This window comes from Salinicola socius (assembly GCF_001937195.1).
Lineage (GTDB): Bacteria > Pseudomonadota > Gammaproteobacteria > Pseudomonadales > Halomonadaceae > Salinicola > Salinicola socius.
Genome location: NZ_MSDO01000003.1, coordinates 45,593 through 68,082 on the forward strand (window position 1 = coordinate 45,593; position 22,490 = coordinate 68,082).

At 62.0% G+C, this 22,490-nt stretch carries 20 protein-coding genes; 16 read left to right on the forward strand and 4 right to left on the reverse strand.

Features of this window, described 5'->3' with window-relative positions; translation table 11 throughout:
* Positions 1-465 precede the first annotated feature (465 nt).
* The 10 genes from ruvA to BTW07_RS03160 are packed head-to-tail and all read left to right on the forward strand — an operon-like array spanning position 466 to position 8,426.
* Positions 466-1,071 (forward strand): Holliday junction branch migration protein RuvA, encoded by a 606-nt coding sequence (gene ruvA / locus BTW07_RS03115; RefSeq protein WP_075568703.1) that lies wholly within the window; start codon positions 466-468, stop codon positions 1,069-1,071.
* A 6-nt stretch (positions 1,072-1,077) separates the two neighbouring features.
* Positions 1,078-2,139 carry a Holliday junction branch migration DNA helicase RuvB gene (gene ruvB, locus BTW07_RS03120; protein WP_075568704.1) on the forward strand — a complete coding sequence of 354 codons (1,062 nt, stop codon included), beginning with the start codon at positions 1,078-1,080 and terminating at the stop codon, positions 2,137-2,139.
* Positions 2,132-2,542, forward strand: a complete 411-nt coding sequence (gene ybgC / locus BTW07_RS03125; protein WP_279626526.1) for a tol-pal system-associated acyl-CoA thioesterase — start codon at positions 2,132-2,134, stop codon at positions 2,540-2,542. Before ruvB ends, ybgC begins: the two co-directional genes overlap by 8 nt.
* 25 nt (positions 2,543-2,567) lie before the next feature.
* A complete protein-coding gene (gene tolQ / locus BTW07_RS03130; RefSeq protein WP_208605364.1) occupies positions 2,568-3,245 on the forward strand; it encodes a protein TolQ in 678 nt (225 codons plus the stop codon).
* A 14-nt stretch (positions 3,246-3,259) separates the two neighbouring features.
* A complete protein-coding gene (gene tolR / locus BTW07_RS03135) occupies positions 3,260-3,700 on the forward strand; it encodes a protein TolR (RefSeq protein WP_075568707.1) in 441 nt (146 codons plus the stop codon).
* 9 nt (positions 3,701-3,709) lie between these two features.
* Positions 3,710-4,861 (forward strand): cell envelope integrity protein TolA, encoded by a 1,152-nt coding sequence (gene tolA, locus BTW07_RS03140; protein ID WP_075568708.1) that lies wholly within the window; start codon positions 3,710-3,712, stop codon positions 4,859-4,861.
* A gap of 11 nt (positions 4,862-4,872) precedes the next feature.
* Complete coding sequence (gene tolB / locus BTW07_RS03145; RefSeq protein ID WP_075568888.1) at positions 4,873-6,186, forward strand: Tol-Pal system beta propeller repeat protein TolB; 1,314 nt, start codon at positions 4,873-4,875, stop codon at positions 6,184-6,186.
* A 47-nt stretch (positions 6,187-6,233) separates the two neighbouring features.
* The gene (gene pal, locus BTW07_RS03150) at positions 6,234-6,746 is read left to right on the forward strand and encodes a peptidoglycan-associated lipoprotein Pal (protein ID WP_075568709.1); all 513 of its coding nucleotides are present in this window, start codon (positions 6,234-6,236) and stop codon (positions 6,744-6,746) included.
* Positions 6,747-6,764: 18 nt separating this feature from the next.
* Complete coding sequence (ybgF, locus tag BTW07_RS03155; RefSeq protein ID WP_075568710.1) at positions 6,765-7,619, forward strand: tol-pal system protein YbgF; 855 nt, start codon at positions 6,765-6,767, stop codon at positions 7,617-7,619.
* A gap of 48 nt (positions 7,620-7,667) precedes the next feature.
* The gene (locus BTW07_RS03160; protein ID WP_075568711.1) at positions 7,668-8,426 is read left to right on the forward strand and encodes a YciK family oxidoreductase; all 759 of its coding nucleotides are present in this window, start codon (positions 7,668-7,670) and stop codon (positions 8,424-8,426) included.
* 384 nt (positions 8,427-8,810) lie between these two features.
* Here the strand turns inward: BTW07_RS03160 and BTW07_RS03165 are convergent, their stop codons facing one another.
* Together BTW07_RS03165 and ubiG are read right to left on the reverse strand one after the other, a co-directional pair.
* Positions 8,811-9,500, reverse strand: coding sequence for an HAD family hydrolase (locus BTW07_RS03165; protein ID WP_075568712.1), 690 nt, complete (start codon positions 9,498-9,500; stop codon positions 8,811-8,813).
* The gene (gene ubiG, locus BTW07_RS03170; RefSeq protein ID WP_075568713.1) at positions 9,497-10,252 is read right to left on the reverse strand and encodes a bifunctional 2-polyprenyl-6-hydroxyphenol methylase/3-demethylubiquinol 3-O-methyltransferase UbiG; all 756 of its coding nucleotides are present in this window, start codon (positions 10,250-10,252) and stop codon (positions 9,497-9,499) included. Before ubiG ends, BTW07_RS03165 begins: the two co-directional genes overlap by 4 nt.
* 289 nt (positions 10,253-10,541) lie before the next feature.
* On the opposite strand from ubiG, the gene galU reads away from it, so the two are divergent.
* Together galU and BTW07_RS03180 are read left to right on the forward strand one after the other, a co-directional pair.
* Positions 10,542-11,429, forward strand: coding sequence for a UTP--glucose-1-phosphate uridylyltransferase GalU (gene galU, locus BTW07_RS03175; protein WP_075568714.1), 888 nt, complete (start codon positions 10,542-10,544; stop codon positions 11,427-11,429).
* A 4-nt stretch (positions 11,430-11,433) separates the two neighbouring features.
* Positions 11,434-12,714 carry a nucleotide sugar dehydrogenase gene (locus BTW07_RS03180; protein ID WP_075568715.1) on the forward strand — a complete coding sequence of 427 codons (1,281 nt, stop codon included), beginning with the start codon at positions 11,434-11,436 and terminating at the stop codon, positions 12,712-12,714.
* A 37-nt stretch (positions 12,715-12,751) separates the two neighbouring features.
* On the opposite strand, the gene BTW07_RS03185 is transcribed toward BTW07_RS03180, so the two are convergent.
* Complete coding sequence (locus tag BTW07_RS03185; RefSeq protein WP_158025851.1) at positions 12,752-13,348, reverse strand: superoxide dismutase; 597 nt, start codon at positions 13,346-13,348, stop codon at positions 12,752-12,754.
* Between the two features lie 362 nt (positions 13,349-13,710).
* Between BTW07_RS03185 and BTW07_RS03190 the strand changes: the two genes are divergently transcribed.
* The 4 genes from BTW07_RS03190 to msrA all read left to right on the forward strand — a co-directional run bounded on the left by BTW07_RS03190 (position 13,711) and on the right by msrA (position 21,425).
* The gene (locus BTW07_RS03190; protein WP_075568717.1) at positions 13,711-14,736 is read left to right on the forward strand and encodes a coiled-coil domain-containing protein; all 1,026 of its coding nucleotides are present in this window, start codon (positions 13,711-13,713) and stop codon (positions 14,734-14,736) included.
* A 4-nt stretch (positions 14,737-14,740) separates the two neighbouring features.
* Positions 14,741-16,582 carry an autotransporter assembly complex protein TamA gene (gene tamA, locus BTW07_RS03195; protein WP_075568889.1) on the forward strand — a complete coding sequence of 614 codons (1,842 nt, stop codon included), beginning with the start codon at positions 14,741-14,743 and terminating at the stop codon, positions 16,580-16,582.
* Positions 16,546-20,718 (forward strand): autotransporter assembly complex protein TamB, encoded by a 4,173-nt coding sequence (gene tamB, locus BTW07_RS03200; protein ID WP_075568718.1) that lies wholly within the window; start codon positions 16,546-16,548, stop codon positions 20,716-20,718. The genes tamA and tamB overlap by 37 nt, the downstream gene beginning before the upstream one ends.
* A 68-nt stretch (positions 20,719-20,786) precedes the next feature.
* Positions 20,787-21,425, forward strand: coding sequence for a peptide-methionine (S)-S-oxide reductase MsrA (gene msrA, locus BTW07_RS03205; RefSeq protein WP_075568719.1), 639 nt, complete (start codon positions 20,787-20,789; stop codon positions 21,423-21,425).
* A 28-nt stretch (positions 21,426-21,453) separates the two neighbouring features.
* Here the strand turns inward: msrA and BTW07_RS03210 are convergent, their stop codons facing one another.
* Entirely contained in the window at positions 21,454-22,482 is a 1,029-nt protein-coding gene (locus BTW07_RS03210; RefSeq protein WP_075568720.1) for a hydrolase, read from the reverse strand.
* Positions 22,483-22,490 lie beyond the last annotated feature (8 nt).

The window sequence follows — 22,490 nt, forward strand, 5'->3', positions numbered from 1 at the left end:
ACAAACGTCATCATGGCCAACAGTAGGGCGCGCGGAGATGTCATGGCAGCGTATCCAGAAGGTGCGCTGTACTGGAGAACGCTACCGCCCGCCCCAGTCGCGCTGAAGTCAAGATCAATGGTCTGGCATATTTGTACCGTTTTGTTACGAATTGTTTATAAGGCGTGCCGATGGTTTTGCCAAGCGAATTTCGAATCGAACCGAATCGGTTCGATACTGGAGGCGTCAAGGAAAGACGGAAGCCGCGTTTCGTTCGATGATCACTTCACTGCGTGAGAAGCGTTGGCAAGACGACGGAGGCCATCGCGACGCCGGGTTGGTCAGTCGGGGACGGCCCTGAACAGGGAAGGCGATGACGCTGCTCGCTTGCCGGTGGCGATGGCTTGGTTGCGGTGTACGCGGCAGCTAGTCAGTTGAATCGGCGATGCGTATAGTGGACGCCGTCATAGTAAGGACACGGATGGCATGATTGGACGTTTGCACGGCACGCTGTTGGAGAAGCATCCCCCCTGGATCGTCATCGATGTACACGGTGTCGGTTATGAACTCGAAGCCTCGATGACCACACTGGTCTCGATGCCCGGTGTGGGGGAAGAGGTGCGCGTCTATACGCATCTCAGCGTGCGTGACGATGCTCACCTGCTCTACGGCTTTGCGCGCGATGAGGAACGGCAGCTGTTTCGGGCGCTGATCAAGGTCAATGGCGTTGGCCCCAAGCTGGCGCTGGCGATTCTGTCGGGGATGGATACCGGCGCTTTCATCCACTGCGTGATGGAAGGTGACAGCAAGGCATTGACCAAATTGCCCGGCGTTGGCAAGAAGACGGCAGATCGCCTGATCGTCGAAATGCGTGATCGCTTTCCACACTGGCAGGAAGGGCAGGCATCGCTGCTGGACGACGGCATCTCGGCAGCACGCCCAGCGTCCGATCCGCAAGCCGATGCCGAGGCCGCACTGGTCACTCTGGGCTACAAGCCCACGGAAGCCTCCCGCATGCTCTCCGGTCTGGACAAGAACCTTTCGACCGAAGCGCTGATCAAAGCGGCGCTATCACGCCAGCTGGCTGGATAACGCCCCATGATCGAGCCCGACCGCCTGATTGCGGCGCCACCGCAGCAGGGCGAGCAGCAGGTTGACCATGCCATTCGTCCTCGCCGACTCGATGACTACATCGGGCAGCCGCGAGTGCGCGAACAGCTGGATATTTTCATCTCCGCCGCGCGCAAGCGCGGGGACAGCCTCGATCATACCCTGGTCTTCGGCCCGCCCGGACTGGGCAAGACCACCCTGGCCAATATCATCGCTGCCGAAATGGACGTGGACATCAAATCCACTTCCGGCCCGGTGCTCGAGCGTGCCGGTGATCTGGCGGCGATGCTGACCAACCTGCAGGCAGGCGACGTACTGTTCATCGACGAGATTCACCGCCTGCCTGCGGCGGTCGAGGAAGTGCTCTATCCGGCGATGGAGGATTTCCAGCTTGATATCATGATCGGGGATGGCCCCGCAGCACGCTCGATCAAGCTCGACTTGCCACCCTTTACGCTGGTGGGGGCGACGACCCGAGCGGGGCTGTTGACGTCGCCGCTGCGCGACCGTTTCGGCATCGTTCAGCGGCTAGAATTCTATGCCATCGAGGAACTGACCGAAATCGTCACGCGCTCCGCCCGTCTGCTGGGCGTGCCGGCAGACGTGGCCGGCGCTAGAGAGATCGCCAGACGTGCACGGGGCACCCCACGGATCGCCAATCGCCTGCTGCGTCGGGTGCGCGACTTCGCGGAAGTGAAGGGCGATGGCAGCGTCAGCGCATCCGTCGCCGATCAGGCACTGAACATGCTCAACGTCGACAGTCACGGGCTCGATCATATGGATCGTCGGCTGTTGCTGGCGATGATCGAGAAATTCGACGGTGGTCCGGTTGGTGTCGACAGCCTGGCGGCAGCGATCAGCGAGGAGCGCGATACGATCGAGGATGTGATCGAACCTTATCTGATCCAGCAGGGGTTCATGATGCGCACGGCGCGTGGCCGCGTCGTCACTCGCGCCGCCTACACCCACTTCGGCATCGTCCCGCATGAGCACGCGGCTGGCGACCGGGTGGCGCCAGGCTTGGACGATGGCGGAGCCATCAGTGAGTGAATTCGTCCTGCCGGTCAAGGTCTACATCGAAGATACCGATGCCGGTGGTATCGTGTACTACGTCAACTATCTGAAATTCATGGAGCGTGCGCGTAGCGAATGGTTGAACGCGCTGGGCTTCGGTCAGCGCGGGCTGATCGAGCAGGGCGTGCAGCTAGTGGTGCATTCCCTGAGTTGCCGTTATGCACGCCCGGCTCGACTCGATGATCCGTTGCAGGTAACGGTCAACGTCAGTCGTCTTGCTGCCTGCTCGATCCGGTTCGAGCAGGCCGTTCGGTATGACGGGGATACATTATGCGAAGCGACGGTCGATATTGCCTGTGTCGACGCGCAACGCCTCAAACCGATGCGTTGGCCCCGCGAACTTCGCGCGGTTCTGACGCCAGACATTCCAAGCCAGTGATTCGAGGATTTTCGTGAACGATTCCATGTCCATCCCCCATCTGATCCTGAACGCCAGTGTGGTGGTCCAGCTGGTCATGATCCTGCTGTTGGCCGCCTCTATCGCATCCTGGGTCGTGATCTTCCAACGCAGCTTCGCGTTGAGCAGAGCCAAGAAGGCCCAGAAAGCATTCGACGAGCGGTTCTGGTCGGGCGTCGATCTCAACGAGCTCTATCGCGACGTGCCGGAAAACCATCAGGCGCAGGGTTCGGAACATGTGTTCCGCTCCGGCTTTCGTGAGTTCAACCGTCTGATGCCCAAGACGCGCAGCAGTGAAGCCGTGCTGGATGGCGTACAGCGTTCGCAGCGGGTGGCCCTATCGCGGGAGGAGGACAGCCTCAATGCCAATCTGACGCTGTTGGCGACCGTGGCTTCCGCCAGCCCGTATATCGGCCTGTTCGGTACCGTCTGGGGCATCATGGGCTCTTTCCAGAGCCTGTCGATGGCCCAGCAGGCGACACTCTCGACGGTGGCGCCCTGGATCGCCGAAGCGCTGGTCGCGACAGCGATGGGGCTTTTCGCCGCGATCCCGGCAGTCATCTTCTACAATCGCCTGTCATCGATTGCCAGTCGCCTGCTCGGCGAATACGAAGACTTCGCCGAGGAATTTCATTCGATTCTGCACCGTAACCTGCAAGGTCGCGGTGGCAATCAGACGACCTGAGGCGGAGGTTCAACATGGGTGGACCCTATAGCCGCGATCACCGGCGCAAGCCGATGGCCGAAATCAACGTCGTCCCGTTCATCGACGTCATGCTGGTCCTGCTGGTGATCTTCATGATCACAGCACCGATGCTGACCCAGGGCGTGCAGGTCGATCTGCCCCAGGTCACCTCGGAGCCGATCGATACCGATGAACAGGAGCCGATCATCGTCTCCGTGGATAGCCAGGGCGAATATTTCATTTCGCGGGGCGAGCAGGACAAGCCGGTCACGTTGCAGACCGTCGGCGATCAGGTCGTGGCGATTCTCGAGCGCAAACCCAACACGCCGGTGATGGTGCGTGGTGACAAGAACGCCTCCTATGGCCAGGTCGTGACGCTAATGAGTACGCTGCAGATGGCAGGTGTGGCGAATGTCGGATTGATTTCCGAGCCGCCGCAAGGCAACAACGGGTAAGGAGTCAGCATGGCGAAGCGAAACCGCCGTGTCGGTTACGGCTTGCCCGTCGTTCTGGCGATTGCCGTTCACGTGGTAGCACTGTTGATGACGATGCTGCGTCTGCCGGACAGCGAACCCACGCCAAGCTCGTCCTCCGTGGTGCAGGCGACGCTGGTCAGCGATGTGACAGCGACGGATCAGGCCCAGTACGCCAAGGAGGCGCGGGCACGTGCCGCCCAGCGTCAGGCCGAGGAGGCGGCGCAACAGGCCGCCGAACAGCAGGCGCAGGAAGCCGCTCAGCAGGCAGCGGAGCAGCAGGCTCAAGAACAGGCGCAACAGCAGGAGGCCGCGCGACAAGCCGCTGCAGAGCAGGCCGAGGCCGCGTCGGAGCGGCGCCAACAGGCGGCGGAACAGGCAGCGGCCGAACGGGCCGAAGCAGAAAAGCAGCAGCAGGCAGCCGAAGCCAAGCGTCAGGCTGAAGCCGAGAAACAAGCCAATGCCAAGGCAGAGGCCGAGAAAAAACGTCAGGCGGAGGCGGCTGCCAAGGCCGAAGCGGAAAAGCAGCAGAAAGCCGAGGACGAGAAGAAACGTCAGGCTGAAGCCGCCGCCAAGGCAAAAGCCGAGAAGGAGAAGGCCGAGAAGGAGAAGGCGGCGGAAGCGGCCAAGGCCGAAGCTGAGAAGAAGCGCCAGGCCGAGGCTGAGAAGAAAAAGGCCGCCGAGGCTGAGAAAAAACGTCAGGCCGAAGCCGCCGAAAAGAAACGCCAGGCCGAAGCGGCCGAGAAGAAGAAGGCAGCGGAAGCCGCGGCCAAGAAAGCCGCTGCCGATGCGCTGAGTGATTCGATCGCCAACGAACAGGAGCGAATCGCCAACGCCCAGCAGTCCGACCAGGCGTCGAACAGCTTCATCAACTTGGTCAAGCGGGCCGTCGAGGATCGATGGCACTTGCCGGCCAACGCGGACAATGCTTTGGTAGCACAAGTGCGTGTGAGACTGGGGCCTTCAGGTGAGTTGCTGGCAGCCAGCATCACGCGTAGTAGTGGCAACCCCAGCTTCGATCGCTCGGCCACGCAGGCAGTGGAAGCCGCAGCGCCGTTCCGCGAGCTTCAGCAGCTGGATGCCGGGCTGCAGCGGCGCTTTCGCGATTTCAATCTCAAATTCACCCCCGGGGATGTACAGTGATGAAACGATGGATGTCTCAAGGATGGAAAACCCTGGCTGCCGGTTGGCTGGTGTCGTTGGTGGGACTGATGTGCCTGACGACCACGGCTAAGGCGCAGAACTTGACCATCGAGATCACCCGCGGCAGCGATCAGGCCACGCCGATCGCCGTGGTGCCGTTCGAATTCAGTGGTCAAGGTGGGCTGCCACAGGACGTGGCGCAAATCGTCAGCGACGACCTCGAGCACAGCGGCCAGTTCTCGCCGCTGAGCCGCAGTGCGCTGGTATCACTGCCCAGCAGCAGCGAAGATGTCTTCTACGATGACTGGAAGCGCGTCGATGCCCGCTACCTCGTGGTCGGCAAGATCGAGCCTCAGGGCGATCAATATCGCATCCAGTACGAACTCATGGATATTCTTGGCGGCAAGCGCATGCTGGGTGAGACGCTGACTTCGTCCAATGGCAATCTACGGGCCAGCGCCCATTACATCAGCGATCAGATATTCGAAGCGATCACCGGCATTCGCGGTGCATTCTCGACCCGGATCGCTTACGTTTCTGCCAGCGGCGCAGGGGACAACGCGCGGTATGCCCTCTATGTCGCCGATGCCGACGGTTACAACAGTCAGCAGATTCTGTCGTCGGATGATCCGATATTGTCACCGGCCTGGTCGCCGGACGGTCAGAAGATTGCCTACGTCTCGTTCGAATCCGGCAATTCGGCAATCTACGTGCAGAACGCCTCGACCGGCGAGCGCGTGCGGTTGACCTCGTTCCGGGGAATCAACGGCGCCCCTGCCTGGTCGCCGGACGGCAGCAAGCTGGCGATGTCGCTCTCCAAGGACGGCCAGCCAGAAATCTACGTCATGAATCTGGCATCTCGCCAGCTCACGCGTCTGACCAACAATTCCGCCATCGAGACGGAGCCGGACTGGACGCCTGACGGCCAGTCGCTGATCTTTACCTCCGATCGCAGTGGCGCTCCGCAGCTCTATCGCATGTCTGCCAGCGGCGGTCAGGCCCAGCGGGTGACCTTCACCGGCAACTACAACTCCGACGGGCGGTTTTCTCCCGACGGCAAAACGCTTTTCATGGTGACTCGTGACGACAGCGGCTATCACGTGGCGAAGCAGGACATGGACACCAGTCGTGTCACGGTCTTGACGGATTCACGTTGGGATGAATCGCCCAGTGTCGCGCCGAATGGCACCATGATAATCTTCGCTACCCAGCAAGGGGCGCAAGGTGTGTTGGGGGCAGTTTCTTCGGATGGACGCGCGTCTTTCCGACTGCCTTCGGCGCAGGGTGACGTACGCGAACCCGCGTGGTCGCCGTTTCTGAACTAAACGACTACAGTCATTGTGTCATTCGACATCCGAGCAAGGAGATGACAATGCAAATCAAGACCTACGCCAAGACGTTAGCAGTCGCGCTTTCACTAGCCGTGGTGGCTGGCTGTTCTAGCAGTGGCGGCACCCAGGAAGGGGACATGGATGGCACTTCCGGCGGCATGTCCGGACAGGGCATGAACTCCGGTCAGGGCACTTCAGGCTCCCAGATGGGCGCCGGCGAGCAGATGCCTAGCGTCAACACCATCTATTTCGCATTCGACAGCGAAGAAATTCGCCCCGAGTTCGAATCCGTACTGCGCGGCCACGCTCAGTACATGATGGCCAACCCGAACGCCAACGTGACGCTGCAGGGTTATGCAGACGAGCGTGGCACCCGTGAATACAACCTGGGTCTCGGCGAGCGCCGCGCACAGGCGGTCGAGCGGTATCTGACTGTCCAGGGCGTGTCTCCGTCTCAGATCCAGATCGTGAGCTACGGTGAAGAGCGTCCGGCAATGCAGGGCCACACCGAAGAAGCTTACGCCAAGAACCGTCGCGTCGTATTCTCGTACTAAGTACCGACGGAGAAAAGCATGAAACACGGTCTGAAAAGACTGTGCGGCGCGGGAGCCCTGGTGCTCCCGCTGTCCGTATGGGCTCAGCAACCCGTCGTCGACGATCTCACCGGTCAGTCGAACGGTTTCTACAGTCAGACGGAAGCTCGCCAGAGTGGCGGGGGAACGCTGACGATTCTCAATCAGCTGCAGGATAACCAGCAGCAGATCCAACAGCTTCGTGGCCAGGTCGAAGAGCTACGATATCAGCTGGATCAGCTCAAGCAGCAGACTCAACAACAGTACCTGGACCTTGACGATCGCCTTTCCGGCGGTGGCATGGGGGCAGGCAGTCAGGAAGGCTCCGGCGGAGGCTCGAACGGCACTGCCAATGACGTCGACAGTACCAATGTCGACAGCGGCAGCGCCAATGATGTCGCCGGTGGCAGTGAACCGCCAAATGACAGCGTCAACGCTTCGGCGGGCAGTTCGGCTCAGTCTGGCGCGAGCGGCGGCGGTGAAGAAGGACGCGATGCCTATCAGGCGGCGTTTCAGCAGGTGCAGTCACGCCAGTTCGCCTCGGCGATCGATGCCTTTCGGACTTTCATCGATGACTATCCGCAGTCCAGCTTGCTTCCCAATGCCCATTATTGGTTAGGCGAGCTCTATTCGGCCCAGTCACAGGTGGATCAGGCAGCCGACGCGTTCGATACCGTCATCAAAGACTACCCGCAGAGCAGCAAGGTGCCGGATGCGCTTTACAAGCTCGGTCTGCTGAAAGCACGTCAAGGGGATACCGCGGGTAGCCGCGAGCTGCTAGAGCGGGTTCGCAGCGACTATCCCGACAGCAACGCGGCGCAGATGGCGAGCGATTTTCTCAATCAGATGGGCTGATCGAATCGGTCCATCGGTTACCCCGAATTCGCGACTCAGGACACGAGTATGACCTGCCACATCGATTATCAAGCGCCTCCAGGGTTGCTCGACGGAAAGATCGTACTGGTGTCCGGTGCCAGCGCCGGCATTGGCCGGGCTGCGGCCATGAGCTATGCGCGGCACGGGGCGACGGTGATCTTGCTGGGTCGCAGCATCAGTCGTCTCGAAGGGGTTTATGACGCCATCGAAGCCATGGGGGCGCCGCAGCCGGCCATATTTCCGCTCAATCTGGAGAGCGCGACGCCGCAGGATTATCTGGCGGTTGCCGCCAAGCTGGAAAAGGAGTTCGGTCGTCTTGACGGCCTGCTCCACAACGCCAGTATTCTCGGTGACCGAGTCACGGTCGAAGACTATGACCTGGCACTCTGGGCTCGAGTGATGCAGGTCAATTTCAGCGCCACGCTGGGGTTGACCCAGGCGCTGTTACCGCTATTGGGATGCTCGACCGGGGCCTCCGTCATCTTTACGTCCTCCAGCGTCGGGCGCCGCGGACGTGCCAACTGGGGCGCTTACTCAACCTCGAAATTTGCCACCGAAGGTTTGATGCAGATCCTGGCTGACGAGCATCAAGGCTCCGCGATCCGCTTCAACTCGCTCAATCCGGGCGCGACACGCACGAGCATGCGTCAGTCCGCCTACCCGGACGAGGATCCCCAGAGGCTTCGCACGCCGGAAGAGATCATGCCGACGTATCTCTGGCTGATGGGGCCGGATAGCCTAGGACTCAGTGGCCAGGCCTTCGATGCCCAGCCGCCGAAGCCTTGAGCTGACGCATCCACCCAATCTTGTCTAGGCACTGTCTGAAAACTGCCTGCACTGGCCCATGCGGCGTTAAAAATCAGCTGGTGCACCAGCCCGGTCAAGATGCTCATTGACACCGCGTAAACGGGTACGCCAGCCCGGTCCGTCTTCATCGATTTTTGCCTTGGCTACGCGCCCCGGTCTTGCCCTCGCTCGTCGACTTTTCAGACGAAACTAGTGTGGTGTCTCACAAATACCATCCAATAATACCGGTCCCCGGCGCCGCCATGCGGCGTTGCTCGTCGTTGCCATAGACCCCACTATGACGCCTCCTCGCGCCTTGCCTGGCAACGCCATGCATCCGATATTTCTTCGCGTTACTTGCGAGACGCCACACTAGCATCCCATCTATGAGGTTCGCTGGGTTTTGGCGCTTGACGTCATGAGCTCGCTGGCGAGCAGTTCGGACGTATCGAACCAGCGTACTGCTGGCCACTCATCGATGGCCTCGTCGGCGGGGATATAACCGTAACGCACGGCGATCGCCGTCATGCCTGCACGCTGGGCCGCCTCCATGTCTCGCCGATGATCACCGATGTACCAGCACTGCGCGGGTGCTACGCCAAGCTCGCGAGCGGCAAACCATAACGGCTCGGGATCGGGTTTCCTGACCGGCAGGTCGTCAGCGCACACAAGGACGCCAGGACGCAATCCGAGCGCCTCGATCAGCGGCGCCGCGTACAGCCGCGGCTTGTTGGTCACGATACCCCAACCCCGATTGTCGGCTTCCCAGCGCGCGATGAGCGCTTCCAGCCCCGGATAAAGGCAGCTGTTGTCAGCCACGACCTCGGCATAACGGTCCAGCAGGTACTGGCGAGCACCCGCATGCGCAGGGTGATCGCTGGAGAGTTGGAGAGCCAGCGTCACCAGCGCGCTGCCCCCGTTGGAGACCTGCTCGCGGATGACCTGATAGGGTAGCCGTTCCAGGCCATGATGCTCTCGCAGCCGATTGGTGGCTTCCGCCAGATCGGGTGCCGTATCGACCAGGGTGCCGTCGAGATCGAACAGCAGCGCTTGCGGCAATGCACTCGAACTCATTTCTCGTCGCCGTTACCGGTCCACTCCGGACGTACATGCACCATGTAATTGACCGAAACGTCATTGGCCGTGAGGCGATAGCGTCGCGACACCGGGTTGTAGGTCAGTCCGGTTTGATTCTGGAGCCGCAGGCCGTGCAGTCGGCACCAACTGGACAGCTCCGAGGGGCGGATGAATTTACGATACTCATGCGTCCCGCGGGGTAGCAGGCCCAGCACGTATTCGGCACCGAGAATGGCAAAGGCGTAGGATTTCGGGTTGCGGTTGATCGTCGAGAAAAACAGATGTCCGCCCGGCTTGACCAGTTTGGCGCAGGCCTCGATGACCGAACTCGGGTCGGGAACGTGCTCGAGCATCTCGAGACAGGTCACGACATCGAATTCGCCAGCGTGCTCGGCAGCCATCGCTTCCACGCTGATGTGGCGATAGTCGACTTCCACGCCGCTCTCCATCTGGTGCAGGCGGGCGACGGCCAGCGGGGCCTCGCCCAGATCGATACCCGTGACTTCGGCGCCACGCATTGCCATGGCTTCACTCAGAATGCCGCCCCCGCAACCGACATCGATGACGCGCTTGCCGGCAAGAGAAACCTGTGCGTCGATGAAGCCGAGACGCAGCGGGTTGATGTCGTGCAACGGCTTGAACTCGCCCTCACGATCCCACCAGCGGCTGGCCAGCGCATCGAACTTGGCAATCTCCGCCTGATCCACGTTGCCGTGGAGGGCGACGTTGTCGTGATGCGATTGAGTCATGAATAGATTCCTTCCGGGAGATATCATCGCCTTGCCGACCGAACCGCTCTAAACGTCGTGAAAACTCGGAGCCGGTGCAGCAATGCGTGGCTTTACGATATTCTACTATGGACGGTAGCTTGACTGGATGCCAAGTTAGCAAAAACTGGATGGTGCACAGGCGGCACGATTGGTGTCGTCGTTCTGCGACTGTGCTTTCGGCTTCTCGCCCGCTAAGCTAGCGGGAGGATTCGATATCGGGACGCTGACTTCCGTTGATTACATACCCAGGAAGGGAAGGACTCAAAAGATGATTCGCAAGGCTGTACTGCCCGTCGCCGGCTTCGGCACACGTTGTCTCCCCGCCTCCAAGGCAATTCCCAAGGAAATGATCACTATCGTCGACAAGCCGGTGATTCAATACGTGGTCACCGAGGCAGTGAAGGCGGGTATCAAGGAGATCGTTCTGGTCACGCACTCCTCGAAGAGCGCCATCGAGAACCATTTCGACAAGCACTTCGAGCTCGAGACGCAGCTGGAAGCCAAGGGCAAGAACGAACTTCTCGAAGAACTTCGCAACATCATTCCCGACGACGTCAATATCATCAGCGTGCGCCAGCCCGAAGCGCTGGGTCTCGGCCATGCGATTCTCTGCGCCCGTCCGGTGATCGGCAACGACCCGTTCGCGGTCCTGCTGCCGGATGTCGTCATCGACGATGACGGCCTGGCCAGTAATGACCTTACCGGCATGATCAAAGCCTTCGACGAGACCGGCAAGGCACAGATCATGGTCGAGACCGTACCCAAGGAGTTGACCTACAAGTACGGCATCGTGGCGCTGGAGGGCGAGGAGCCGGTTGCCGGCAAGAGCGCGCCGCTGACCGGCATGGTGGAGAAACCCAAGGTCGAGGAAGCGCCGTCGACGCTGGCCGTGATCGGACGCTATCTGCTGCCGGGCGAGATCTTCCCGATTCTGGCCGAGACGCCTCCCGGCGCGGGTAACGAAATCCAGCTGACCGATGCGATCGAGACACTGCGCAAGCAAAGTGGCGCCGCCGCCTATCGGATGCAGGGTCAGACCTACGATTGCGGTAGCCAGCTCGGCTATCTCGAAGCGACGCTGGCACTGGGACGCAAGCATCCGACGCTGGGTGAAGGCTTCCGGCAGCTGATTCAACAATACGCAGCCGAGGAATAAGTCGATGCGGGTGGTCGTACATGGTAGCGAACTGGCCGCGGCGACTGCCGCGGCCGCATTATGCTCGGTTGGGCATCAGGTTACCTGGATGCCACATGCCGATTTCCCCTGGAAGAGTCTGGCCAATGCCGACTGGGTGATCAGCGAGCCCGGACTCAAGGATCAGATCGTGGCGGGCGAAGCCTCCGGCCAGTTGACGATCGTCGAAGACATTCCTGCCGATACCGATGCTGACGTGCATTGGCTGGCCCTGTCGCCGGACCAGCGCGACGCCGCCGAGCGTTACGTCAAGCAGGTACCGGGTCGCCAGACCACGCCGTTGGTCATCGTCAACAACTCCACCTTTCCGGTGGGGCAGACGGAAAAGCTGGAAGCGTTGTTGGGGCACTCCGGCCAGGTCGCCGTCGCGTTGCCGGACCGTATCGAGGAGGGGCGGGCCTGGGAAACGTTTACCCGGCCGGCCCATTGGCTGCTTGGCAGCGAAGAGGAGTGGGGCACGCAGCAGATTCGCGAATTGCTGCGCGCCTTCAATCGGCGTCACGAAGTGTTCCAGTTGATGCCCCGGCGCGCCGCAGAGCTGACCAAGCTGGCCATCAACGGCATGCTGGCGACCCGCATCAGCTTCATGAACGAATTGGCGGGTCTGGCCGATTCCCTCGATGTCGATGTGGAATTCGTACGTCAGGGAATGGGCGCCGATACCCGTATCGGTTTCGAGTATCTCTATCCCGGCTGCGGCTTCGGTGGCCCCAACTTTTCTCGTGATCTGGTCCGATTGGCCGATGTTCAGCACTCCACGGGCCGCGAATCTCATCTGCTCGAGCATGTTCTCGACATCAACGAAAGCAAGAAAGAGACGCTGTTCCGCAAGCTCTGGAACCACTTCAAGGGCGAGCTCGAAGGCCGTACCGTCGCTATCTGGGGGGCGGCGTTCAAACCGGGCACGGCTCGGATCGATCACGCACCGGTGCTGACATTGCTGGAAGCGCTCTGGGCCCAGGGTGTCACGGTCAAGGTGCATGACCCGGCTGCGCTGCATGCGCTGGGAGAGCTTTATCCCGATCATCCGCAGCTCGAGCTGTGCGCGGGCGACTTCTACAGCGCTTGCGAGGGGGCCGATGCCCTGATGCTCGTGACCGAATGGAAGTGCTACTGGAACCCGGACTGGAGACGACTGCTGCAGGCGCTTAACACGCCGCTGATCCTGGATGGACGCAACATCTATGATCCGGCCTATGTCGCTTCGCGGGGATTCGTCTACCGCGGTATTGGCCGTCGCGCCTAGCCGGGAGGCGGCGGCTGCCCGAACGCGCGCCGGCTGGTCAGTCTGGCGCGCGCTCGGCAACCTCACTGTTGAGCTGCGCGTACTCCCAATTCAGGTGCGGCCACAGCGCATCGAAGTACGCCCCACGCTGCTGGGCATGATCGATCCGGTAGGCGTCCTCTGCCAACGTGATGGCCAGCAAGGGTGTCGATCCCGCGGGCGCCTGCCCCGGCGCCGAGGTCGCCAGCAGTAACTCCCCTCGAGGACCCTCCACCAGCCAGGACCAACCGCCAGCGCTGCTCTGGACCTGTTGCCGCCACTGATACTGAAGCGCTCCCACGCCGCCGAAGGCGGCATCGATCCGTCGACTCAGTGCGCCGGGGACATCCACACTCCGCGCGTTCAGCCCATGCCAGAAGAACACCAGGTTCCAGGCCTCCTGGGCGTGATGGCGCACGGTTTCATCACCGGCTTCTGCCAGCGCTGCCAGGGATCGATCGTCCTCTGGAGGCAGAGCTGCATTGAGGGCATCGATATGACGGCGATGGCAATGACTGTAGAGCAGATCTACCTGAGCCCGAGACACTCCTGGCTCCAGCGAATGGCGCTCGAAGGGAAGGGCGGGTAGTTCGAATCGGGCCGCTAAGTGAGACATCGTACTCATCGGTGTGGTGAAAAAGTGGGTCGAAGCCATCCGTGAATCGACAGCGAGTGATCGAGGCAAGAGTGGGAGTCAACAGGCCAAGCCAGGAGATTGCCGGGGCATGCTATCGCGAATGGCACCGTTTTCGCCAATGCGCCGGTCGCTTCTCCGGCTCCTGCTGTTAACATGCGAACCCTGCGCTGCCAAGCCTAGGCTTTGCCCCGGCTTTCACGTAACGTAATCATAGTTAGCGGCTCGAGATCGGCTCGCGGTGATGATATCTCGAGAACTCGGGGTCTGAGCTGTTGGACACCGAGCATTGTCTCCGCTTCTGGGTCAGGTCAGCATCACTATTGGCAAGGTATACGACGGCAATGCCATCACCATCCGACGAGCATCGTGCATCCCCGACCATCGTGCCCGATCGCGGCGACATGACGTCACCGCGCCGGACAACCCGCCACTACCAGGGTTCGCCGGGCCGGCGTCCGCCCAGGGTATGGCCGCTATGGATTTTTATCCTGCTGTTGATCGCCGGCGCCGGCCTGGGCGGCTGGCAGCTCTGGCAGAGACTGCAGGCGCAGGATGCCCAGATCGCCAAGCTCAACCAGCGCCTGGACGCCACCGGTTCGACACTGGATGCCTCCGGCGAGAGCCTGCGTGGCGAGTTCGATCGCTTGCGCGATCAGCTCGAATCCACCCAGGCGGCGGTGGGCAGTCTGGAAACCCGGGTCGCCGATTCTCGGCAGGGCGATCAGATCGCCAAGCAGTTCGAATCGCTGCAGCAGACCGATGACGATCTTCGGGATCTGATCGCAACGCTGCAGTCCTCGTTTACTGCGCTCGAAAGCACCGGTGAAGATGAACGGGGCGCGCTGGCTGCTCGCCTTGGCACGCTGGAGGGTAGCCAGCAGCAGCAGGACGACCGTCTCGACTCAGTCGATGAGACGCTCGATCGGCAGCAGCAGGCCGACCAGAAGTTGTCCGATCAGCTCACCGCGTCGCTCGAGACATTGCGCCAGAATCAGCAGGATCTTTCACAGCAGGTCGAGGCAAACGACGGCTCGGATACACGAACGGCCATGACGGACCTGCAATCTTCGCTTTCGAAACTTCAGACTCGTGTCGACACGCTGGCGCAGCAGGAGACGCCCTCCTCGGACGCGCTGGAACAGATTCGTCGTTCGGTGACGGAACTTCGACAGGGGCAGACCGCTCTCAATGCGGGACTCGAATCCCTGCAGTCGCGCATCGGCAATCTGCCCTCCGGCGCCAGCGCTTCCCAGATTCGCGAACTCAACGAAAGGTTGGGGTCACTCGAGGCCAGCCGCGCCCAGCTGACGCGCCGTGTCGCCTCGTTGATCACCAATGTGTCTGAACTACAGCGCGGCGGGGGTTGAGTCGATGATCCACCTCAAGGTCCTAAGGACGGGACTGATCTGCCTTGCGCTACCCGCCGCGGGGCAAGCCTGGGCACTGGACGTGACCGTCAACGGATTGAGCGGCGCTCCCGCGGAAAACGTCGTCAACATTCTCTCCGAACTGGATGCCAATAGTCAGTCGACAAGGCAGCGCCTGGATGGTGTGGTGAGAAATCGTGCCCAACAGGCGCTTCAGGCATTCGGTTATTACAACGCAACGCTTGCCACTCGCTATCCCGACAAGAGTAACGAGCAGGTCGTCATCGACATCGAGCCTGGCGAGCGCACCAAGATCACTCAGGTCGATGTCTCGCTCGAAGGGGATGCCAAGAAGGACGAGGCGTTCGAGGATGTCGTGCAGTCGAACCCGCTCAAGGTGGGGGACCCGCTACTGCATTCCCGTTATGACGGCTTCAAGGCAAAAATCTCGACCCTGTCGCTGGAGCGCGGCTACTTCAATTCCCGTTTCCGTCAGCAGCGGATCGAAGTTCGCCCATGGGAAAACAGCGCCCGTATCTTCCTCGATTTCGACAGTGGCGAACGCTACCGTTTTGGACAGGTCCACTTCCAGGGGAGCCAGATCGAACAACGGCGTCTGAAGGCGATGATTCCGTTCGCCCCTGGAGATCCCTATCTCGCCGGTGACCTGGCGACGCTCAACCAGAACCTGGGGCAGACCGACTGGTTCAGTGGCGTCGCGGTGCGCCCGCGCGTCAACGAAGAGTCATCGCCGGCCGCACCCAGCCAGTGGTGGCGCGAGGAAACCGGCCGCGATACTACTGCCGATACCTCCGCGGTGCTGGGCGGGCCCGGTTTGAACGCCGCCAGAGAGCTGACCGATAGCCGCCCCACGGTGGTGCCGGTCGATGTCGAACTGACACCGGCGGATCGCCATCAGTTCGAGGTCGGCGTGGGCTATGCCACCGACGTCGGACCGCGGACGCAGTTTTCCTGGACCATGCCCTGGCTGAATCGCTACGGCCACAGCCTGACCAACTCGCTGTATCTCTCGGCGCCGGAACAGCGCTTCTCGGGGGAGTACACGATCCCGCTCGAGAATCCGTTGAGGGACAGCTACCGGGTTCGCTACGGGCTCAAGAACATCGACAACGAAGATACCAAGAGCTTCGAGAGTTCGGTGCAGGTGGCCCGCCACTGGGAGTTTTCCAATGGCTGGATCCAGGATCTCTACTGGCAGACGACCTACGAGGACTTTACCCAGGCCGACCAGGACGATGCCGTGCTGCTGCTCTATCCCGGCATCAGCTGGTCGCGCACGCGCAAGCGCAACCAGACCTTTCCGAGCTGGGGTGACAAGCAGCAGTTGACGCTGGAGTGGTCGGACCCGGCCTGGGGCTCGGAGGCGCGTTTCGTGCGAACCACGTTCGATTCGCAATGGATCCGGATGCTGGGCACCGAAAACCGCTTCGTCGGTCGAATCGGTGGCGGTGCCATGGCGACCAACACTTTCGACAAGATACCCCCATCGCTGCGCTTCTTCGCCGGCGGCGATCAAAGCATCCGCGGCTACTCCTACGAGAGCCTGTCGCCTGAAAACGACGATGGCGAACTTCTCGGCGGCCAGCACATGTTGACCAGCAGTATCGAGTATCAGCGCCACCTGACCGGCAACTTCTGGAGCGCCACGTTCGTCGATACGGGTAACGCCTTCGATGAATGGTGGCCGGATGAACTCAAGACCGGCGCCGGGGTCGGCGTGCGCTGGATATCACCCGTCGGGCCGATCCGTTTCGACATCGCCCATCCGTTTGACGACGAGGAGGACTCTTGGCGTCTCCATTTCTCCATCGGACCGGAGTTCTGATTCGGCTTCTGGTGTTTCTGATCCTGTGGCTGCTGGGTCTGGTGCTGACGCTCGTCGGGTTGGGGTTGTCACCCTGGGGCAGCCATTGGCTGTTCGAGCAGGCCCAGTCGCGCGGCTGGGTCGAAGCCCAGCGTTTCGAGGGTGCGCCGCTCGATGAGTTGACCATCGACGGGTTGCGTCTCTCCGCCGGCACGCTGGATCTTGCCGTGGATCACTTCCACCTGGCGTGGGCCGAGGATTGCCTGCTCAAGGGGCGAGTGTGTCTCGACGATCTGAGCATCGCCGGGGCGCGTATTCGGCTGAGGGAGAGCGATACCCAGGCCCCGCCGCCGCCCGAGGCGGAGGATGGCGGAGGCATGCCGTCGATTGCCGTACCGTTACCCATCGAGATCCGTCAGGTTCGGCTGGATGATGTGGGCATTCGCCTGGCCAACGGTACCGACATCCATTGGCAGCATTTCCAGACCGGTGCCGACATGTCCGGCAATCACCTGAAACTGCTGCCGACGACGCTGGAACAGACGCGCATTCAGTTGCCACGAAGCCCGGGGCAGACGCTCGCCATGCCCGAGCTTGGCACGGGCGTCCTGAGCCCGGACGCCATCGATGCCTCGGTCGCCATCAATGCGCCCGATGAGGACACGACAGCGCCGGAGACGCCTGCAGAGCGCATGCGACCGGCAGCGCTCCCCGACGATTCGCCGACGATGGCGTTGTCACCGTTGACGCTGGCCGCCGCGGCCAATGTCGCCGACGCCGATACCCAGCAGCCCGACGCCCGTCTCGAACAGATCGAGCAGAGTCTCCAGGCGCTTCGCGAGCAACTGCCCGATATCCAGTTGCCGCTGGAGATCGAGGCACCGGACGTAACGGTCACTGATCTAAGGCTGGACGGCCCGACCCCGCAACAGCTGGATCGCCTGGCGCTCTCATTCTCGGCCATGGATCGCAAGATCGAGATCCAACGGCTGCAGCTGGAGTCGCCGGAGGGTCATGCCGAGCTCACCGCCAGTGCGGAGCTTCAGGGCGATATCCCGCTCTCGCTGTCGATACAGGGGCGGGTGACCCGGGCCCCCGTCTACGGACAGACGGTCACGCTCGACGCCGACGGTACGCTTGCCGATCTGAACGTCAAGCTGCACACCGTCGGTCATGCCGAGGCGTCGGTCGATGCGCGAGTTCAGGCCTTCGAACCGGGAGTACCGTTCTCGCTTCACGTCGACACCGGTCGACTGCGTTGGCCGTTGGCCACACGGCCCTTTGCGCCTTTTACCGATCTGGACGGAGGCATCGACGAGAATGCGATCCTCGCGGCACGCGAACTACGCGGCCCGGCACCCGTCGGCAGGGCCCCGTCCGAACCCGCGATCCAGTACCAACTCGACCATCTGGGACTGGATGTCGATGGCACGTTACGGAACTACCGTGCCGCCATCGATCTTGCCGGTCAGGGCGAGGGGTTGCCGCCCGTCACGTTGACTCTTGCGGGCGAGGGGGATCTGGATCATTTCCATTGGCAACCGATGCAGCTGGCAAGCCAGGGCGGCAAACTCCAGAGCCAGGGGACGGTGCGCTGGGCGCCGGCTCTCTCCGCCAGCCTGAATCTGGATTTCCAGAATCTCCCACTCGGGGCCTTCACCCAGGCCGTCAGCGGGCAGTTGAACGGCCGAACGCGCGCGGCTTTCGCCATGCGTGACGACGGCGGCTGGCAGCTGTCGGTCCCGCAACTGGCGATCGATGGCAAGCTGCAGCAGCGGGCACTCAAGTTGAACGCGCAGGTCGACGGTAACAGCGAGATGCAGTGGGATATTCGCGAACTCGACTTCCGGCAGGGTGACAACCGGATTACCGCCCGCGGGCGTATCGATCAGAATCTCGACATCGACGGTCGGATCGATGCTCCCGCGCTGGGCACCATACTGCCGGATCTTTCCGGTGCGTTGCGGGGTCAGTTTCAGGGCCGCGGAACACTGCAGCGTCCGCAGATCGCGATCGATCTTCAGGGCAACGATGTCGGCTATGCCGAGAATCGGCTCGAACAGTTGACCCTCAAGGCCAATTCCACCGGCACTCAGGATCCACAGTTCGATGTCGATCTCGCGGCAAGCGGCATTCAGACCGGAGGCCAGCAGATTCGCTCCGTCGATCTGGGGCTCGCCGGCCGCCTGTCCCGGCATCAGCTATCCCTCGACATGAGCGGTGGCGAGGGCCTGCCCGTCTCGCAAGCGTCCATCCGCCTGGAGGGTGGACTCGATAGCGCCTATCAGCGCTATCAGGGCGCATTCTCGAGACTGTCGGCCTCGACCGACTACGGCGATATTGCACTGCGCGACTCGCTGAATTTCAACGCCAATCTGACCCAGTCAAGCGCCACGATCGCGCCGTTCTGTCTCGCTCGTCAGCAAGGCGGTGCGCTTTGCCTGACCGAGCGCATGAATGCCTCAAAGGATCAGGGACGAGCCGCGCTGTCCATCGATGACATTCCAATGGCATTGCTCAACGACTTCATGCCGAGCGATTGGCAGATCGATGGCCAGACGAATGGCAACGTGGTCGCCAGCTGGTCACGAGGGGGGCAGGCCTGGGCTGCCAACGCCGACATCGATAGTAACGTGGCGGTCAGCGGCGTCGACGCGAGGGGTGCACCCTGGCAGGTGCCGGCAGCGACGATGTCACTGTCGCTGGATGCCAACCAGCAGCGGGCGGAAACCCGGCTCGATCTGCAACTGGAAGACGCGGGCCGGATTCAGCTGCAGGCCCGGATCGATGATCCGGCCGGCGATGGTGCGCTGCAGGGTCGACTGCAGCTGAACGATCTTCGTTTCAGCCCGTATCAGCCGCTGGTGGCGGGAATCGATCAGTTGGAAGGCGCCGTCAACGGTGATGTCTCGCTCGGTGGCACGCTGGCCATGCCGGCATTGAATGGCGATATCGTGATCGATGGCGTCAAGGTCAAGGGTGGCGTCTCGCCGATCGCGGTAACGGACGCCCAACTGACTCTGGCGTTACAGGGGCAGTCGTCGACGCTCGAGGGTTTCGTGCAGAGCGATGAAGGGCGGCTCGATCTCACGGGCAACGCCGACTGGCAGGAGCCGGCCGAGTGGCGGGCCAACGTCAACATCGATGGCACCGAATCGCCGCTGCTGGTGGCGATGCCGGCTTACGGTCGCCTGAGAATCGCCCCGGATCTCCAGATCCATGCCATGCCGCAGCGGTTGCAGGTGCGAGGTGACGTCAGCGTGCCGTGGGCGCGCCTCGAGATCGGTCAGATTCCCTCGTCGGCCCAGGCGCCCAGCAGCGATGCCGTCATCATCACCGAGGAGGAGGATCGCCAGCAGCAGGCCGCGGCCGCCGCCCGCCAGAACGAAGAGGGCGCCGGTACCGCCCAGGCACTGGCCGATGCGGGGATGCAGCTCGACGTCCGCGTCAACCTTCACCTGGGTCCGGACATGAAACTGGAAGCCTACGGGCTCGAGGCGGGCCTCAGGGGCGAGCTGCAGGTGCGTCAGGGCACGGGGCCGGTTCAGCTGTATGGCGACGTCAATCTCGTCGACGGCACCTACACCTCGTTCGGACAGGACCTGATCATCCGTCAGGGACAGGTCTTGTTCAGCGGGCCGGCGTCGCAACCGAGTCTGCAGTTCGAAGCCATCCGCAACCCGGATACCACCGAAGACAACGTGGTGGCCGGGTTGCGAGTCACCGGTTCGGCATCGGCGCCGCGACTGACGATCTTCTCCGAGCCGGCAATGACGGAGAGTCGAGCACTCTCCTACATTCTACGGGGCCGAGCCCCGGAGGATTCCGGTAGCGGGGACGACGCCCTGACCTCGGCTTTGATCGGGCTCTCGCTATCCCAGACCGGTAGCGCCGTGGGACAGGTGGGCCAGGCCTTCGGTGTGCAGGATCTGAGCCTGGATGCCTCGGGTTCGGGTGACGACAGCCAGGTGGTCGTCAGCGGTTATGTGTTCGACGACTTGAAGGTGAGCTATGGCGTCGGCATATTCTCTCCCATCGCCGAACTGACCTTGCGCTACCGCCTGATCCAGAACCTCTATCTGCAGGCCGTTTCAGGGGCAGCGCAGGCCGTCGACCTGATCTACACGTTCAGCCTGGGTCGGGCGAGTGGCACCTGAGTTCCCACATTGACATTGTCGGCGTCCGGCCATGCCGTGCGCCCACTTCGATCACTCGGAGATAAGCCATGTTTCAACGACGTTCCGAATCGTTGCCAACCGCGGAGACAGCACTCCCTGGCCGCAACACGCCGATCACCATCAGCGGCGAACATCTGATCAACGGCGCCTCGATGCTGCCACCGTTTCCGGCCGGTACCGAGCAGATCGTACTGGGGCTCGGCTGCTTCTGGGGCGCCGAGCGTCTGTTCTGGGAGCTGGATGGCGTGGTCGTCACGGCAGTGGGCTACGCCGGCGGCGTCACGCCGAACCCTACCTACGAAGAGACCTGCACCGGCAAGACCGGGCATGCCGAAGTCGTGCGGGTCGTTTACGACCCGGCCCGCGTGTCGCTGGCGTCGTTGCTGGGCACGTTCTGGGAAGCCCACGACCCCACCCAGGGAATGCGCCAGGGCAATGATCTCGGCACCCAGTATCGCTCGGCGATCTACACCACCAGCGAGAGTCAGCGTGCGACGGCCGAGCAGAGCCGCGACGAGTATCAAGCGGCGCTGCAATCTCAAGGGCTGGGGAAGATCACGACCGAGATCCGTCCACTGGAAACGTTCTACTATGCCGAGGAGTATCATCAGCAATATCTCGCCAAGAACCCCAATGGCTATTGCGGCCTGAAGGGCACCGGTGTCAGCTGTCCGTTACCCGCCTGATCCCGAAGGGACTGCCTCTCGGCAACGCTTATCGATCGTGCTGAGGATAAGGTACGGTTAGGCGCTGTCTGCGAGGCGCCCACTGCTGTAGTTGCGCCTCGACGCGCCGGGTCAGCCAGGAGCACAGGCGCCCGCCGCGTCTCTCCACATACCCGACGTGGCCACCGTGGCGAGCAATTTCCACCCGCACCGATGGCGAGGGTGGCGGCAATCGCGAAAACAGATTTGCCGGCATGAACGGGTCGTCGTCGGCATGCAGAATCAGTGTCGGCAACTCGATTTCCCCCAACAGCGGACCTGCCGAAGCTCTGCGATAGTAGTCACTCGCGGAGTGGAACCCGTGCAGCGGGGCGGTGACGTCATTGTCATACGCCCAGAAGCTGTTCAGCTGGCGAACCTGTTGCGCATTGATCTTGAGGGGCAAGGGCATGGCTTCCATTCGCGCCAGCACCTTGCATTTGAGCTGACGCAGCAGGTAGTGCTGGTAGAGGCGGGAAACGCCCTGATTGAGGGTGTCGGCGCTTGCGGCAAGATCCAGTGGTGCATTGATCGCGATGGCCCCCTCCAGCGGTAGACCATCGCCACCCTGTTCGGCGACCAGCTTGAGCAGCATGTTAGCCCCCAGCGAAACGCCCGCCGCGGCCATCAGTGCATGGGGGTAGCGCTGGGCCAGTTGACCCATGATCCAGTACGCATCGGCGGTGTCCCCCGAATGATAGGCTCGCGGCAGCCGGTTCGGCGTCTGGCCGCAGCCGCGAAAATGCATCAGCACGCCGCGCCAGCCCATTCGGCCCGCAGCGTGGAGCAGTTCGCGGGCGTAGGGTGAATCGAACGATCCTTCCAGGCCGTGGAAAAGCAGAAAGATCGGCGCGTCATGGTGCTGAGGCGCTGGCCGAATCCAGGCCAGTTCCACGAAATCGCCATCCGGCAGATTGACGATTTCCGTGTCTCTCGCCACGGGTCTCAAGGGCAGTACCCGCGGCAGCATTGTCTGGAAATGCGCATTGTGCAGCCCCGACGGCGGGCGAAAGTCAGCCGATACGATCGTGCTTGCCATGGAAAGCT

Coding starts and splice junctions, on each gene's coding strand:
- ruvA (WP_075568703.1), top strand. CDS start 466: ATGATTGGACGTTTGCACGGCACGCTGTTGGAGAAGCATCCCCCCTGG.
- ruvB (WP_075568704.1), top strand. CDS start 1,078: ATGATCGAGCCCGACCGCCTGATTGCGGCGCCACCGCAGCAGGGCGAG.
- tolQ (WP_208605364.1), top strand. CDS start 2,568: ATGTCCATCCCCCATCTGATCCTGAACGCCAGTGTGGTGGTCCAGCTG.
- tolR (WP_075568707.1), top strand. CDS start 3,260: ATGGGTGGACCCTATAGCCGCGATCACCGGCGCAAGCCGATGGCCGAA.
- tolA (WP_075568708.1), top strand. CDS start 3,710: ATGGCGAAGCGAAACCGCCGTGTCGGTTACGGCTTGCCCGTCGTTCTG.
- tolB (WP_075568888.1), top strand. CDS start 4,873: ATGTCTCAAGGATGGAAAACCCTGGCTGCCGGTTGGCTGGTGTCGTTG.
- pal (WP_075568709.1), top strand. CDS start 6,234: ATGCAAATCAAGACCTACGCCAAGACGTTAGCAGTCGCGCTTTCACTA.
- ybgF (WP_075568710.1), top strand. CDS start 6,765: ATGAAACACGGTCTGAAAAGACTGTGCGGCGCGGGAGCCCTGGTGCTC.
- BTW07_RS03160 (WP_075568711.1), top strand. CDS start 7,668: ATGACCTGCCACATCGATTATCAAGCGCCTCCAGGGTTGCTCGACGGA.
- BTW07_RS03165 (WP_075568712.1), bottom strand. CDS start 9,500: ATGAGTTCGAGTGCATTGCCGCAAGCGCTGCTGTTCGATCTCGACGGC.
- ubiG (WP_075568713.1), bottom strand. CDS start 10,252: ATGACTCAATCGCATCACGACAACGTCGCCCTCCACGGCAACGTGGAT.
- galU (WP_075568714.1), top strand. CDS start 10,542: ATGATTCGCAAGGCTGTACTGCCCGTCGCCGGCTTCGGCACACGTTGT.
- BTW07_RS03180 (WP_075568715.1), top strand. CDS start 11,434: ATGCGGGTGGTCGTACATGGTAGCGAACTGGCCGCGGCGACTGCCGCG.
- BTW07_RS03185 (WP_158025851.1), bottom strand. CDS start 13,348: ATGTCTCACTTAGCGGCCCGATTCGAACTACCCGCCCTTCCCTTCGAG.
- BTW07_RS03190 (WP_075568717.1), top strand. CDS start 13,711: ATGCCATCACCATCCGACGAGCATCGTGCATCCCCGACCATCGTGCCC.
- tamA (WP_075568889.1), top strand. CDS start 14,741: ATGATCCACCTCAAGGTCCTAAGGACGGGACTGATCTGCCTTGCGCTA.
- msrA (WP_075568719.1), top strand. CDS start 20,787: ATGTTTCAACGACGTTCCGAATCGTTGCCAACCGCGGAGACAGCACTC.
- BTW07_RS03210 (WP_075568720.1), bottom strand. CDS start 22,482: ATGGCAAGCACGATCGTATCGGCTGACTTTCGCCCGCCGTCGGGGCTG.